The sequence below is a fragment of the Brevibacterium sp. Lmc1 genome (genome assembly GCF_057654315.1).
The window spans coordinates 12,064-27,057 of record NZ_CM172803.1; the positions used below are offsets into that span (position 1 = coordinate 12,064).

At 65.4% G+C, this 14,994-nt stretch carries 13 protein-coding genes; 10 read left to right on the forward strand and 3 right to left on the reverse strand.

Annotated features, from left to right (window positions below; translation table 11 throughout):
• Window positions 1-180 precede the first annotated feature (180 nt).
• From AC239G_RS00055 to AC239G_RS00075, 5 genes are all read left to right on the forward strand, one after another.
• Complete coding sequence (locus AC239G_RS00055) at window positions 181-1,053, forward strand: endo alpha-1,4 polygalactosaminidase (RefSeq protein WP_487489514.1); 873 nt, start codon at window positions 181-183, stop codon at window positions 1,051-1,053.
• 249 nt (window positions 1,054-1,302) lie between these two features.
• Window positions 1,303-2,751, forward strand: a complete 1,449-nt coding sequence (locus AC239G_RS00060; protein ID WP_172173512.1) for an MDR family MFS transporter — start codon at window positions 1,303-1,305, stop codon at window positions 2,749-2,751.
• Window positions 2,752-2,896: 145 nt separating this feature from the next.
• Window positions 2,897-5,458: an excinuclease ABC subunit UvrA gene (locus AC239G_RS00065; protein ID WP_487489515.1), complete on the forward strand. Its 2,562-nt coding sequence runs from the start codon at window positions 2,897-2,899 to the stop codon at window positions 5,456-5,458.
• A 140-nt stretch (window positions 5,459-5,598) separates the two neighbouring features.
• The gene (locus AC239G_RS00070) at window positions 5,599-6,906 is read left to right on the forward strand and encodes a sodium:proton exchanger (RefSeq protein ID WP_487489516.1); all 1,308 of its coding nucleotides are present in this window, start codon (window positions 5,599-5,601) and stop codon (window positions 6,904-6,906) included.
• A 10-nt stretch (window positions 6,907-6,916) separates the two neighbouring features.
• Window positions 6,917-7,591: a metal-dependent transcriptional regulator gene (locus AC239G_RS00075; RefSeq protein WP_487489517.1), complete on the forward strand. Its 675-nt coding sequence runs from the start codon at window positions 6,917-6,919 to the stop codon at window positions 7,589-7,591.
• 13 nt (window positions 7,592-7,604) lie between these two features.
• Here AC239G_RS00075 and AC239G_RS00080 read toward each other — a convergent pair whose 3' ends face one another.
• Window positions 7,605-8,819 carry an MFS transporter gene (locus tag AC239G_RS00080; RefSeq protein ID WP_487489518.1) on the reverse strand — a complete coding sequence of 405 codons (1,215 nt, stop codon included), beginning with the start codon at window positions 8,817-8,819 and terminating at the stop codon, window positions 7,605-7,607.
• A gap of 168 nt (window positions 8,820-8,987) precedes the next feature.
• Here AC239G_RS00080 and AC239G_RS00085 point away from each other — a divergent pair, with 168 nt between their 5' ends.
• The 3 genes from AC239G_RS00085 to AC239G_RS00095 all read left to right on the forward strand — a co-directional run bounded on the left by AC239G_RS00085 (window position 8,988) and on the right by AC239G_RS00095 (window position 10,976).
• Window positions 8,988-9,434 (forward strand): MarR family winged helix-turn-helix transcriptional regulator, encoded by a 447-nt coding sequence (locus tag AC239G_RS00085; RefSeq protein WP_487489519.1) that lies wholly within the window; start codon window positions 8,988-8,990, stop codon window positions 9,432-9,434.
• Window positions 9,435-9,556: 122 nt separating this feature from the next.
• A complete protein-coding gene (locus AC239G_RS00090) occupies window positions 9,557-10,192 on the forward strand; it encodes a TetR/AcrR family transcriptional regulator (protein WP_487489520.1) in 636 nt (211 codons plus the stop codon).
• A gap of 46 nt (window positions 10,193-10,238) precedes the next feature.
• The gene (locus AC239G_RS00095) at window positions 10,239-10,976 is read left to right on the forward strand and encodes a DUF4097 family beta strand repeat-containing protein (protein ID WP_487489521.1); all 738 of its coding nucleotides are present in this window, start codon (window positions 10,239-10,241) and stop codon (window positions 10,974-10,976) included.
• Between the two features lie 139 nt (window positions 10,977-11,115).
• Here AC239G_RS00095 and AC239G_RS00100 read toward each other — a convergent pair whose 3' ends face one another.
• Window positions 11,116-12,489: an aldehyde dehydrogenase family protein gene (locus tag AC239G_RS00100; RefSeq protein WP_482401060.1), complete on the reverse strand. Its 1,374-nt coding sequence runs from the start codon at window positions 12,487-12,489 to the stop codon at window positions 11,116-11,118.
• Between the two features lie 113 nt (window positions 12,490-12,602).
• Here AC239G_RS00100 and AC239G_RS00105 point away from each other — a divergent pair, with 113 nt between their 5' ends.
• A complete protein-coding gene (locus AC239G_RS00105; RefSeq protein ID WP_259358034.1) occupies window positions 12,603-12,980 on the forward strand; it encodes a VOC family protein in 378 nt (125 codons plus the stop codon).
• A gap of 18 nt (window positions 12,981-12,998) precedes the next feature.
• Here AC239G_RS00105 and AC239G_RS00110 read toward each other — a convergent pair whose 3' ends face one another.
• Window positions 12,999-14,381 carry an MFS transporter gene (locus tag AC239G_RS00110; RefSeq protein WP_487489522.1) on the reverse strand — a complete coding sequence of 461 codons (1,383 nt, stop codon included), beginning with the start codon at window positions 14,379-14,381 and terminating at the stop codon, window positions 12,999-13,001.
• Window positions 14,382-14,457: 76 nt separating this feature from the next.
• On the opposite strand from AC239G_RS00110, the gene AC239G_RS00115 reads away from it, so the two are divergent.
• On the forward strand, window positions 14,458-14,952 hold the full coding sequence (locus tag AC239G_RS00115; protein ID WP_139909554.1) for a winged helix-turn-helix transcriptional regulator: 495 nt from the start codon (window positions 14,458-14,460) through the stop codon (window positions 14,950-14,952).
• The last annotated feature ends 42 nt before the right edge of the window (window positions 14,953-14,994 follow it).

A 14,994-nucleotide genomic window follows, 5' to 3' on the forward strand; every position in this document is an offset into this window, starting at 1 on the left:
GTTCGTTCCGCTTGACTGTGTGACTGGTAGTGACTTTCCAGGAGACGATCCGCCTCGGTGACGGGTCGTTTCCTCTGCCGACGTTAACAGCGCTTAAGTGAACATCCGATACGTCGAATCGAAGAGAGTGTGAACTCCGCCGCGACATCGATGCCGGCCGCCTCCGTCTACAGTGTTTCCATGAGACCTCTGCTGAGCCCGATTCCACCGCGGTGGATGGCGGCCGCGGTCGCCATCGGCATTGCCGTGGCAATGGGCGGCTGTTTAGCGAACGCTTCGCCGCCATCGACGATGCCGACCTCAGGAGCTCCCTCGCTGCCGACGTCAGGAACCTTCGACTACCAGCTCGGCGGATCCTATGACTCGCTGCCGGATTCGCGGGGCCGCATCGATATCGTCGCCCGCGACGCGGGTGCCGCGCCGCTGACCGGGGCCTACTCCGTCTGCTACGTCAACGGCTTCCAGACCCAACCTGACGAGGCTGCGGACTGGCGCGACCACGCTGACCTGCTGCTCCACGATGCCGTCGGTGACCTGGTCGTCGACACGGATTGGCCTGACGAACACATCCTCGACCCCTCGACCGCAGACCGACGATCCCAGATCCTCGATGTCATCGGCCCCGTCATCGACGGCTGCGCCGAATCCGGATTCGACGCCGTGGAGATCGACAATCTCGACACGGCCGACCGATTCCCCGACATCGACCGAACCGGTGCCCTGGAACTCGCGGCCGCGTATGTCGACCGTGCCCACGCCCATGGTCTGTCGGTCGCACAGAAGAACGCCGCTGAGCTCGCCGACACCGCTCATTCTCAGCTCGGCTTCGACTTCGCCGTGGCCGAGGAATGCGCCGCCTTCGACGAATGCACTGCGTACACCGAGATCTACGGCGACCGTGTCCTCGCCATCGAATATCCCGACACCCTCGCCGAGGCGGGGCTGGACTTCGCCAACGCCTGCACCGTCCCCGATCGTCCGCCGCTGATGATCCAGCGCGACCGCGACCTCGTCGCCGCAGGCGATCACGGGTACCGATACGACACCTGCTGAGGAGACCGAGCGAGCAGTGACGAAGATCGCCGTGATTTCGGGTTCTCCCCACTGTCGGAGGTATTCGGGAATACGTTAGTCTGAGATGCTGTTGACACTTTCGTCTGCGCGTCGATTCGGCATCTGCGTGCGACCTCCGCCCACATCCCGGGCCCCTCAGACACATCCGAACGGAGCACCGTCTTGTCCAGCGACAGCTCACCCGCACACGCGCAGACACAGCATAACGACACCATCGACCCCGCCGGTATGAAGGTCATCTGGCTGCTGCTGGTGGCTGCCTTCGTGGCCATTCTCAATGAGACGACGATGGCCATCGCCATTCCCGAACTCAACAAGGCCCTCGACATCCCTCCGGAGCTCGGCCAGTGGCTGACCAGCGCTTTCATGCTCACCATGGCCGTCGTCATTCCGACGACCGGTTTCCTCCTGCAGCGTTTCACCACCCGCCAGATCTTCCTGGCCGCGATGATCCTGTTCTCTGCGGGCACGCTCATCTGCCTCGTTTCGCAGGGCTTCCTGCTGCTCCTCATCGGACGGATCGTCCAAGCCGCAGGAACCGGCATCATGATGCCCCTGCTGATGACCACGATGATGAACGTGGTCCCGGCGCATTCGCGCGGTCGGATGATGGGTCGAGTCGGCCTTGTCATCTCGCTGGCCCCGGCCATCGGACCGACGATGTCGGGCATCGTCCTCGATTCGCTGGGCTGGCGCTGGCTCTTCGGCATCATCCTGCCCATCGCGCTCATCGCACTGGCACTCGGCGCGAAGTGGATGACCAACCTCGGCGAGTCGACGCACGCCCCGATCGATGTCATCTCCATCGTTCTGTCCGTCTTCGCCTTCGGCGGCATCGTCTATGGCCTCAGCCAGTTCGGCGGAGGCCACGGCGGTGAGGCGGGCGGCGGATCGACGAGCACCCTGGCCTGGGCGACGATCGGCGGCGGAGTCGTCTTCCTCGCGCTCTTCGTGTGGCGTCAGCTCGTCCTGCAGAAGGGCGATCGCGCCCTGCTCGACCTGCGTGTGTTCAATTCGCGGAACTACGTCTTCTCGGTCATCATCATGGCCGTCGTCGCCCTGTCCATGTTCGGCACGTTCTCCCTGCTGCCGCTGTACCTGCAGAGCGTCGTCGGACTCGGTGCCACCCAGTCCGGTCTCGTACTTCTGCCCGGTTCGGTGATCATGGGTCTGCTCGGACCGGTGATGGGTCGGATCTACGACGCCCGCGGACCGAAGACGCTCCTCGTGCCCGGCACGATCATGATCGCGTCCTCGATGTTCGCGTATTCGACGGCCGGCGTGGGAACGCCGATCTGGCTGCTCATCATCGTCCAGATCGTCATGTCATTGGGCCTGGCCGCATCGTTCACCCCGCTGTTCTCCGCCTCGCTGGGATCGCTGGAGCGCCACCTGTACTCCCATGGTTCGGCAGCGCTCAACACCCTGCAGCAGGTCGCGGGAGCTGCCGGCACCGCGCTGCTCATCTCGATCTACTCCGCGGCCCTGCACTCGGGTCAGGCGGAGGGCAAGTCCGTCCCCGAGGCGGGTGCCCCCGGCGGTCACGCCGCGTTCCTGTTGGCGACGGTCATCGCGATCGTCCCGATCGTCCTCGCGTTCTTCATCCGCAAGCCGGAGGACCAGGAAGAGTACCCCGCCGAGGTGGTCGAACCGACCGAGGCCAGCCCCGCCGAATGACGGTCGGCCCCGCCGAATAAAGGTCGGCCCATGACAGCGGCCGACTGAGGCACATCGAACCCCTCGTTCCGAATTTCCCGGAACGAGGGGTTCTGTCGTCGGCCACCTCGGTGATCGGAGGTTCCGACCTTGGTACGGTGACCTCATGACCTCCTCTGTGCCCTCGGCTCCGACATCCTCGACCGAGATCCAGCCGGACGTGCGGGTCCGCGGGGCCAGGGAACACAATCTGCGCAACGTCGATCTCACCGTGCCCCGGGATGCGCTCGTCGTGTTCACCGGAGTGTCCGGATCGGGCAAATCCTCCCTGGCCTTCGGCACCCTCTTTGCCGAGTCCCAACGCCGTTACCTCGAATCCGTGGCACCGTATGCCCGCCGGCTCATCGATCAGGCAGGGGTCCCCGACGTCGATTCGATCACGGGAATGCCGCCGGCCGTCGCCCTGCAACAGCAGCGCGGCGGGCGCAGCGCACGCTCGAGCGTCGGCAGCATCACCACGGTGTCCAGCCTCGTGCGCATGCTCTACTCACGGGCGGGATGGTACCCGGAGGGGCAGTCGATGCTGTTGGCCGAGGATTTTTCGACGAACACCGTCGAAGGTGCCTGCCCGGAATGCCACGGAATCGGCCGCGTCTACGAGGTGCCCGAGGACAAGATGGTCCCGGATCCGACGCTGACGATCCGGGAGCGCGCCATCGCTTCCTGGCCGAAGGCCTGGCACGGCCACCAGCTGCGCGATGTGCTCGTCGCTCTCGGCTACGACGTCGATGTCCCCTGGCAGGACCTGCCGCGCGAACACCGCGATTGGATCCTCTACACGGAAGAGACTCCGCACCTTCCCGTCCACTCCCGGCTGACGCTGGACGAGGCGCGCGAAGCGATCGCAGCAGGCGCCGAACCGACCTACTCGGGAACCTTCGTCGGAGCCCGGAAGTACGTGCTCGACACGTTTGCGAACACGAAGAGTGCCGGGATGAAACGGCGCGTCGCCGAATTCCTCAGTGCCGGTCCCTGCCCCGTGTGCCACGGAAAGAAACTCAGACCCGATGCTCTGTCGGTGACGATCGCCGGTCTCGACATCGCCGAATTCTCCGCGCTGCCGCTGCATGAACTCATGTCCGTCCTCCGCGATGAGGTCGCCTCGGCGAAGGCGGCTGCGGAGGCAGACGACCACCCGGCTGCGGACAAGCTCGCCGCGTTCGTCCGCCTCGGCGAGGGTCTCATCGATCGGCTCCGGCCGATCGTCGATCTCGGTCTCGGGTACCTCTCACTCGATCGGACCACACCGACGCTGTCCGGAGGTGAGCTGCAGCGGTTGCGATTGGCCACTCAGCTGACCTCGGACCTCTTCGGCGTCGTCTACGTGCTCGACGAACCCTCCGCCGGCCTTCACCCGCAGGACGTGGATGCCCTGCTGGGCATCCTCGACGGGTTGAAGGACCGCGGGAACAGCCTCTTCGTCGTCGAACACTCCGTGGACATCATGCGCCATGCCGACTGGCTCGTCGACATCGGACCCGGCGCCGGCGAACGCGGTGGAGACGTCCTCTACAGCGGACCTACGGCCGGACTTGCGGAGATCGACGAATCCGTGACCAGGGGCTATGTCTTCGGCGGACGTGGACTCGAACCCCACGAACCCCGGCAGCCGCGAGGCTGGATGAAACTGACGAACATCCTCCGCAACAATCTCCACGACATCAGCCTCGATCTGCCGCTGGGCTCGCTGACCGCCGTGACCGGAGTATCGGGTTCGGGCAAGTCCAGCCTCGTCAGCCAGGTGCTCCCGGCTATCGTCGGCGACCGGCTGGGTACCACCACGACTGCTGATGAACCCGCGTCCGATGATGACGAGCTCCTGCTCAACGATGAACCCGAGGAGCTTGAGGGCACCGTCACCGGCGAACTCACCGGGATCCGACGGGTGGTGTGCATCGATCAGAGGCCCATCGGCCGCACGCCCCGGTCCAACGTCGCCACCTATACGGGCCTGTTCGACCATGTGCGTCGCCGCTTCGCCGAGACGCCTGAGGCCAGAGAGCGCGGTTACAAGCCCGGTCGCTTCTCCTTCAACGTCGCCGGCGGAAGGTGCCCCACCTGCGAGGGTGAAGGATCGGTCATGGTCGAGCTGCTGTTCCTGCCCTCGGTCTACACCGAGTGTCCCGACTGCCACGGCACCCGCTTCCAGTCGAGTACCCTGGAGATCCTGTGGCGCGGACGCAATATCGCCGAGATCCTGGGGATGAGCGTCGAGGAAGCCCACGACTTCTTCACCGGCGAATTCGACATCATGCGCTCCCTGACCGCACTCATCGACGTCGGCCTCGGCTATCTGCGCCTCGGCCAACCTGCCACCGAGCTCTCCGGCGGTGAGGCGCAGCGGGTCAAACTCGCCAGCGAGCTCCAGCGCTCCCAGCGCGGCGACACTCTCTACGTGCTCGACGAACCTACTTCCGGACTCCACTGCGCGGATGCCGACCGGCTCGTCGCGCACCTGCAGACCCTCGTCGACGCCGGCAACACGGTCGTCATGGTCGAACTCGATATGCGCGTCGTGGCCGTCGCTGACCACGTCGTCGAACTCGGCCCCGGCGCCGGTGACGACGGCGGCCGGGTCGTGGCGACCGGAACCCCCGCCGACATCGTCGACGTCGGAGCGGGCCCCTCCGCGAAATACCTCGCCGCGGCACTCTCCGAACTCCGGTGATCTGAGGCACACGACTTCATCTCAGCGGGCCGTGTGATCCCCAGAAACAAGCGGATCCCGGGGCCTGCCGGAATTGTTGGAGACGTCTAAGTCTCAGTTGTGCGTAGACACACCCGATTCGCGGCGGGAAGTCTTGAGATATGCCCACCGCAATCATCCGCCGCATCGCGATCTGCCTCGTCATCGCCGCACCCGCCGTGGTGCTGCGCATCACCGGCATCGAACTCGCCCCGGTTCTCGAGCTCCTCGCGTTCGGCGCCGCCATCGTCGCGGCCGCCTTCCTCCTGGCCTGGGCCGCCGAGGCGGCGCAGAAGGACATCTCGGGTGCTCTCGCGATCGCCCTGCTCGCCCTCATCGCGGTCCTCCCGGAATATGCCGTGGACCTCTACTACGCGTTCCGCTCCGGAACGGATCCGGATTACCTGCACTTCGCGGCGGCGAATATGACCGGATCGAATCGACTGCTGCTCGGCTTCGGGTGGCCGCTCGTCGTCATCATCGCCCTCCTCGTCGCCCGCCGCATGGCCAAGCGGACGAAGTCCCCCATCCAGCATTCCCTGCACATCGACTCGGGCAGCCGGATGGACATCGGCTTCCTCGTCATCCTCGGTGTGATCGCCTTCGCCATTCCGCTGCTCGGCAGCATCCCCATCTGGTTCGGCTCAGCCCTCGTGCTCATCTTCGTCGCTTATCTGTGGCGGGCCGGGCAGGCCGCGGGCGATGACGAAGAGGAGTTCGTCGGCGCCGCGGCTCTCATCGTCGCCATGCCGCAGAAGGCCCGTCGGATCACGGTGGTGACGATGTTCGTCGTCTCGGCAGCGATCATCCTGCTGTCTGCCGAACCGTTCGCCGAGGCGCTCGTGGCCTCGGGTTCGGCGTTGGGCATCGACAGCTACTTCCTCGTCCAGTGGCTGGCCCCGCTGGCCTCGGAGGCCCCCGAGTTCATCATCGCCGCAATGTTCGCCCTGCGCGGCATGGGCGGGGCCGCCATCGGCACACTCATCGCCTCGAAGGTCAACCAATGGAGCCTGCTCGTCGGCTCCCTGCCGATCGCGCATTTCGCGGGTGGGGGTGGTCTCGGGCTGCCTCTGGACGGGCGGCAGATCGAAGAGTTCACGCTCACGGCCACGCAGACCCTCCTCGGTGTGGCGATCATCTTGGCCCTGCGCTTCCACTGGGCACCAGCGCTGGGACTCGCCGCGCTCTTCGGGGTGCAGTTCTTCGTCACGGACACCTCCGGCCGCTATGTTCTCTCCGCGATCCAAGCGGTGCTGGCGATCGTCTTCCTTATCCTCCACCGCAGTGACATCCTCCCCACGCTCGCTGCCCCGTTCCGCAGACCGCAGCGCAGTGACGACGGTGCAGACCCCGCCGAGGCGGCCGATCCGGAGCACGAATCGACCGTCACCATGTCCGCCGACCCGAAGCCGGCCGGTACCCGCGCGTAGAATGACGATCATGCCGCGCCCCTCTGTCACTCGCATGGTCGAGGACTACGTCACCCTCATCTGGAAGGCCTACGAATGGCCGGGCGGTCGCCCCGCCACCACAGACTTGGCCGAACAGTTGGGAGTGACCGCCTCGACGGTGTCGGCGAACCTCAAGAAGCTCTCCCGCGACGGCTACATCGACTACGAACCCTACGGGCGGATCGTGCTCACCGACGTGGGACGGCAGATCGCCGTCGAGATCGTCAGACGCCACCGCATCGTCGAGTCCTACCTCGTCGAGGCTCTGGGCCTGACCTGGGATCAGGTCCATGATGAGGCGGATCGACTCGAACATGCCGTCTCCGATCTCGTGCTCGAACGGATGAACGCAGCGTTGGGAAGCCCGCAGCGTGACCCGCACGGCGATCCGATTCCCGATGCCGACGGGCACACAGCCGATTTCCCGAGCCGGCGGCTGCAGGAGACCGCCCCGGGGCTCGAGGTCGAGGTCGTGCGCGTCTCCGACCGGTCGCCTGAACTGCTGCGTTACCTCACCGATCGTGGAATCGTCATCGGCACGAAGCTGCAGGTGAGATCGATCAGCTCGGCCGCCTCGGCGATCGCGGTCACCGTCGGCGACGAGAGCATCGAACTCGCCCTCGACGCCGCCGACGCGATCCGCGTCGGTCCCGGCCTCGGCTGAGGCAGACAGAGCCTCAGACCGACTGCGATTCCCGCTCGAGACCCGCGGCGGCCTCGGTGCTTGCCGCCTTCTGGCGCAATTCCCCTTCCCGCGCGCGTCCGGCGATGAGGAGGGTGACGAGCCCGCCGACGGTGACGAGCGCACCCGCCCACAGCGGTGAGGTATAGCCGAGACCCGAGGCGATGGTCAGTCCGCCGACCCACGCGCCGAAGGCATTGCCGACGTTGAAGGCCGCGATGTTCGCTCCCGACCCGAGCGTCTGCGCGTCGCCGGAGTGACGCATGATGCGCATCTGCATCGCCGGGACCGTGGCAAAGCCGAACCCGCCCATGAACACCAGCGCGATGATCGTGGCGACCTTGTTCTCGGCGATCAGAGAGAACACGGCGAGGATGACCACGAGACCGATGAGCAGAGTGAGCAGGGTCGCCCCGAGGTTCTTATCGGCCGCCCGACCGCCGAGGATGTTGCCGACGAAGAGGCCGACCCCGAAGAGGACGAGCAGCCATGGGACGGTGGCGCTGGAGAAGCCGCTCACCCCGGTGAGCGTGAACGCCATATAGCTGAAGGCTCCGAACATGCCCCCGTAGCCGAGGATCGTGATGAGGATCGACGCCCACACCTGACCGGAGGCGAAGATGCGGAATTCGCCGAGGATGCCCGAGGCCGCGTCCGATCGTGCCGGAATCGAGGGGACGAGGACGGCTGCGCCGATGAGGGCGATGACGCCGATGACCGCGATGGTCCAGAAGGTCGACCGCCATCCGGCGGCCTGGCCGAGGAAGGTGCCCAAGGGGACTCCGAGGACGTTCGCTGTGGTCAGACCCGCGAACATCATCGAGATCGCCGCAGCCTGACGGTTCGCGGGTACGAGAGAGGCGGCGACGACCGCGCCGATGCCGAAGAAGGCACCGTGGCAGAGTGCTGCGACGATGCGGCCGACCATCATCATCTCGTAGCTCGGGGCGAGAGCCGAGAGTCCGTTGCCGATGATGAAGAGGACCATGAGGCCGATGAGAGCGGTCTTCCGGTTGACCCGGCTCAGCGCCACTGTGATCGCGATGGCTCCGATGGCGACGGCCAGGGCATAGCCGGAGATGAGGTAGCCGGCGACGGTCTCGGAGACCGCGAAGTCTGCGGCCACCTCGGGCAGAAGGCCCATGATGACGAACTCGGTGAGTCCGATTCCGAACCCGCCGATGGCGAGAGCGAGCAGTGCGAGCGGCATGGTGGTGCAGACCTTTCGGTGGGGAGCGGATTCCGCGGTCGCGAAATCACGTGCGTGTGCAATAGGGCGCGTTTGCAGTAGTTGCAGACGCAATGAATATAGTTGCATACGCGTCTTATCCGCGCAAGTGGTGTATCCTTGAGAGACGTCGAGAACAAGGAGAATGACGTGGGTATCAGGGACGACGCGGTGGAGATCCGGGCCAAGGGCTGGCGCACGCTCGCTGCTCTGCACGGACTCATCGAGGTCGAGCTCGAACGCAGCCTGCAGCGCGAGCACGACCTCTCCGTGGTCGAATTCACCGTCCTCGATGCGCTGAGCCGGCAGGACGGCTGGCATATGCGCATGCGGCAGCTCGCCCGCGCCGCCGCCTTGTCATCGAGCGCGACGACGCGCCTGGTCACCCGCCTCGAGGACCGCGGGCTGCTCACTCGTGTGCTCTGCGATGACGATCGGCGCGGAATCTACACCGAGCTCACCCCTGCCGGTGAGACGCTGCTCGCCGAGGCGCATCCGACGCATGACAATGTGCTCGAATCCGCTCTCGCCGAAGCTCGTGAGACGCCGGAGCTCGCGCCTCTGGTCTCGGCGCTCTATGCCGAGTCGGTCGTCTGAGTGGTGATGGGCTGCGGCCCGGCCCAAGGCTCTTTGCTGTGAGACTGCGAGTATCTTCTGAGAGCTGTCGGCAAACTGGATACTTCTAGTATTCAGTACTGAAAGTATTGTAATGTGTCGGCATGCACCAGCCGCAGAACGCCCGAGAAGTCGCCAAACGCATCCCGCGGTCCGAAGTCCGACAGCGACTCATCGCCGCGGCCGCGGAGGCATTCGCCGAGTCCGGCTACTCCGCTGCGACCGTAGACGACATCGCGCTGCGAGGCGGATTCACCAAGGGCGCCGTCTATTCGAACTTCGGAAGCAAGCAGGGACTCTTCGCTGCCGTCCTCGAGGACCGCTCCACAAGCGAACGAGACCGACTGCTGCAGGCTCCCGCGAGACCGGCAGATGAAGTCGCGACCTTCGTGGCGGGTGTCGTCGCAGAGAGCATCACGGAGGACGAACAACGGGGTCGGCTCGGCCTCGAATTCGCGGCACGAGCCGCACGGGACCCCGCAGCGAGACAGTCATGGGGGCCGTTGCGGCGAACACAGCGAGAGGCCGCCGAGCGTGCTGTCCGTGAGGTCACTGCACGGAGCGGCCTGGAGCTCTCAATCGATCCTGGTGTGGCAGCTCTTGTCCTGCACTGTCTGACGAACGGGCTGTCGATGGAGCATCTGGCGGACCCGGAGCAGGTTGATTCGACTGCGATCAAACGGGCCATTGCCGCCCTGATCGAAGCGATCACACACTCCGAATCCGAACGGCGGAGTTGACGACGATGGTGTCGGTGGCAGGACACGTGACGAGGAGCGAGTCGGAGTGAAAGTACAGAGATGGTCGAAGGCTATTGCACTGTCGAGCGTGGTGGTTCTCGGTGCGATCGGGCTGAGCTCCTGCGGACCTTCGCTCGACGCAGTCGATCCCGAAAGTCGCTCTTTTCGGATAGGCGGCGATGATCTGGGTATCGTCATGGAGTCCGGGGGTGACATTGCTCTGCGGCCCGGCGATGTCGACGCAGTCGAAGTGACGAGGTGGTTCACCGGGAAGGCGGGGCAGGCGACATGGGCGATCGCAGACGACGAGCTCACGCTGTCCACGGACTGCGGATTCCTCGCCTCGTGCGAAGTGCGCTACCAGGTGGTCATCCCGCGGTCCGCTGCGGTGAGACTGCAAGCGGAGAATGCAGAAGTGTCCGCGAAGGACTTCGACAGCTCGGTGGCGATCGCGACGGAGAACGGCGGGATCTCGGTGACGGACATGGTCGGGGATCTGACGCTGAGGAGCACGAATGGCGACCAGCACGGCAGCGGTCTGAGCTCAGACAATGTCTCGGCACAGGCCGAGAACGGGAAGGTCGATCTGACGTTCGACGAAGCGCCGTCGAGCCTGAGGGTGCGGACCGGCAACGGTGCCGTGAGCGCCTCATTGCCGCGTGCGACCTACGCCGTAGCACTGAGAACCGACAATGGCGCGGAGTCGAACTCGCTGTCCGAGGATCCCGACAGCCCTCACTCCGTCGAGGTTACGACCGGCAACGGGGATATCTCACTCGAGTGAGATGATCGGACCACAGAGACGCGGACGAGCCCGCCGAACAGCGATCGTCTCGCTGCCCGACGGGCTCGTTCTCTTATGACACCGTCCGGTCACCTCGGTGACGGAGTTCTCAGGAGTGAACCTGAGGTCTCACACCTGATCAGGCGTGGACGCGGATGAGGTGTTCGTTGGTGAACGCCTGGAAAGCCCACTGAGCGTTCTCACGGCCGTAGCCGGAGCGGTTGATGCCGCCGAAGGGGTACTCCGGTCCGGACTCCATGTGGCTGTTGATCAGGGTCATGCCGGCGTTGATCTTCTTGCCGAACTCCTGGCCCTTCTCCAGGTCGTCGGTCCACACCGAGGACATGAGGCCGTACTCGGAATCATTGGCCAGACGCAGAGCATCCTCTTCGTCCTTGGCACGGTAGATCATCACGGCCGGGCCGAAGAGCTCGTTGCAGCCGAGGTCCGAGTGCGGGTCGATGTCCGTGAGCACGGCCGGGGACATGAACCAGCCGGGGCGGTCGAGCTTCTTGCCGCCGGTGTGCAGGGTCGCACCATCGGCCACGGCCTTCTCGATCATCTCGATGATCTCGTCGCGAGCACCTTCGGAGGACACGGGTCCCATGCCGACCTCGGGGTCGTCGAAGTCGGAGATCTTCATGGCTTCGGCGGCCTTGACCGCCTCGGCGACGAATTCGTCGTAGAGCTCATCGACGACGATCATGCGCTTCGGCGAGGTGCAGACCTGGCCGGCGTTCGCCAGACGAATCCCGACGAGCTTCTGCGCCACCGAGGCGACGTCCTTCGAGTCGAGGACGACGGCCGGGTCATTTCCGCCGAGCTCGAGGACCGCGCGCTTGTAGTACTTCGCGGCGATCGCGGCCACCGACGCACCGGCACCCTCGGAACCGGTGAGTGAGAAGCCCTTGACGCGGAAGTCCTTGAGGACCTCCTCGGCGTGGGAGGAATCGAGGTAGATGTTCTGGTACACGCCCCTCGGCAGTCCCGCCTCGGTGAGGAGGTCCTCGAAGTACTGCGAGGACTTCGGACAGATCGACGCCTGCTTCATGATGATCGTGTTGCCGACCATGAGGTTGGGCAGCACGAAGCGGGCGATCTGGTTGTACGGGAAGTTCCACGGCATGATGCCCAGCAGCACGCCAAGCGGCTGGTGCTCGACATAGCTGCTGGCCGCACCGGCGGCGGCCAGGTGGGTCGTGGACAGATGGGTGGCGGCGTTGTCGGCCATCCAGCGGGCGGTGCGGGCGACCTTGTCGACCTCGCCGAGGCCCTGCTTCTTGATCTTGCCCATCTCACGACCGATGATGTCGGTCATCTCATCGGCATTCTCATCGACGAGATCGGCGAACTTGCGCAGGATCGCCGCGCGCTCATGCAGCGGCGTCTCCTTCCACGCCAGATGTGCCTCGTGGGCACGATCGATGTAGGAAGGAATCTCCTCTTTGGGAACCGAGGCGAACTCCTCCTCGACTTCGCCGGTGTTGGCATTGGTGACAGCGAACTTGCTCATGGAACGTCCTTTCACGGGTTGACGATCTGTGCCCTGTAACAAACTACAGTCTCCCGACATTCCGCGACACTTGAGTCCATCCCTGGGATTGGGATCGGGCATACGATTCGGACGTGGAGAGAGTGAATGGAATCGGCGGATACTTCCTGCGGGCGGCCGACCCCGAGGCGATGACGGCCTGGTACCGCGACGTCCTCGGCGTCGACTTCGGTGATCACGGATTGTGGCAGCAGCCGGCCGGACCGACCGTGATCGGACTCTTCGAGGCCGACACCGACTACTTCGGGACGCGACCGGAAGGTCAGGACCGGCAGCAGACGATGCTGAACTTCCGTGTCGCCGACCTCGACGCGATGATCGCGCAGCTCCGCGTTGCCGGCGCCGAGGTGGACGACGAGACCCAGCAGATGGACGGAATCGGACGCTTCGGTTGGGTGACCGATCCCGAAGGGAATCGGATCGAGCTGTGGGAACCGGAGGAACAGGACTGAATCTCGGTTGAACTGGGACTAGGCGGCCGCCTCGGCGGTGGCGGGTTCCCTGCGATCATCGATCAGACGGCGTCTGACCGCGAACGACAGGACCGCGGCGATGACGCACATGGCCGCCCCGCCCCACCAGGCGTAGGTGTACTCACCGAAGGCGTCACGGACGGCGCCGGCGGCGAAGGCCGCGGCGGCGGCCCCGATCTGATGGGCGGCGAAGACCCAGCCGAAGACGATGGTGCCGTTGTCGCCGAAGATCTCCCGGCACAGAGCGGCCGTCGGCGGGACCGTCGCGACCCAGTCGAGGCCGTAGACGACGATGAAGAGGATCATGCTCGGGTGGACCGTGTCCGAGAGCAGCCAGGGCAGAAGCAGCAGGCCGACCCCGCGGAACGTGTAGTACGCGACGAGGAGGATCCGGGCATCGAATTTGTCGGTCAGCCAACCGGAGAACACGGTGCCCACGATGTCGAAGATCCCGACGACCGCGAGCAGGCCGGCCGCCGTCGACGCGGGCATCCCATGGTCGTGGGCCGAGGGGATGAAGTGGATGCCGATGAGTCCGTTCGTCGTCGCGCCGCAGATCGCGAAGGCGATGGCCAGAGCCCAGAACGAGCGATGACGGGCGGCGAAGAAGAGACCTGCGAAGGCGCGTCGGGCGGCACCGGTGCCGCGGCGTTCGGCGGGCGTGGTCGGGGCGGACTCCGCCGTGGTCGGGGTGTCGCCCTCAGGCTCGGTCTCGTCGTTGAAGTCGGTCGGGCGATCCGTGCTCGCATCAGCCGCACCGTAGGGCAGGACGCCCAGGTCAGTGGGATGATCGCGGAGGACGAACCAGACCAGCGGCACGGCGGCCATCGCCGCGATGCCGATGAGCAGGGATGCCGGCTTCCACCCCGTGGACTCGGCGATCGTCGCGACCGGCGGCAGGAAGATCAGCTGACCGGTGGCCGATCCGGCGGTGAGGATGCCCATGACCAGCCCGCGGCGGGCGACGAACCAGCGATCGGCGATGGTGGCAGCGAAGACAAGGGCCATCGAACCAGTGCCCAGCCCGATGAGCACTCCCCAGAATATGAGCAGCTGCCACGACGCGGTCATGAGCACGCTGCCTCCGGCGCCGAGGGCGACGAGAGCCAGAGCCGCGGCCACGACCTGGCGGATGCCGAAGCGATCCATGAGTGCCGCGGCAAAGGGGGCCGTGAGTCCGTAGAGCAGCAGGTTGACGCTCACGGCCAGGGACATGCTGCTCATCGACCACCCGAAGTCCGCATGGAGCGGGACCATGAGTGCTCCGGGAGCAGCCCGGAATCCGGCGGCGGCGAGCAGGGCGATGAAGGCGACGGCAGCGACCCACCAGGCGGGGTGGATGCGGCGGTGTCGCCGCTGCGCGGGTGGAGTGGTCGACATCGATCCCTCGAACTTTCTTCAAAGAAGTTATACTGGAGGAAGTATAAGCAGACTTCGTCGAAGAAAGGTAGTCGAGATGGCTTTGCGTTCGGATTGGTCGCAGGAGTTCTGTCCGGTGAAGCGGTCCCTCGACGTGCTCGGCGATCCGTGGGTGCTGCTCATCGTCCGCGACGTCCTCCATGGTCGGGGGCGTTTCGATCAGCTGCGTGAGAATCTCGGAATCTCCGAAGCCGTGCTCAGCCGGCGGTTGTCCGGGATGATCGAGGCCGGGCTGCTGACGAAGGTCGACTACGCCGATGGGGCCCGGATCCGGCAGGGCTATGCGGCCACCGAGGCCGCGGCCGATCTGCTGCCGATCCTGCAGCAGCTGTCGCTGTGGGCAGAGAAACACACCGAACTGCCTGCCGGCGGAGGCCATATGGGACTCATCCACGAAGCCTGCGGGCAGGAGACGACTCAGGGCGAGGTGTGCAGCGCCTGCGGCGAGACTCTGGTTCCCGAACAGATGACCTGGGTCAAGCCATGGAAGGACGCGCGCGAACGGCTGCAGCCGGCTGGGACTCTGAGCTGAGCACTGACCGGACTGTACGGTCCGCTGGGACAAGCCGTGGAA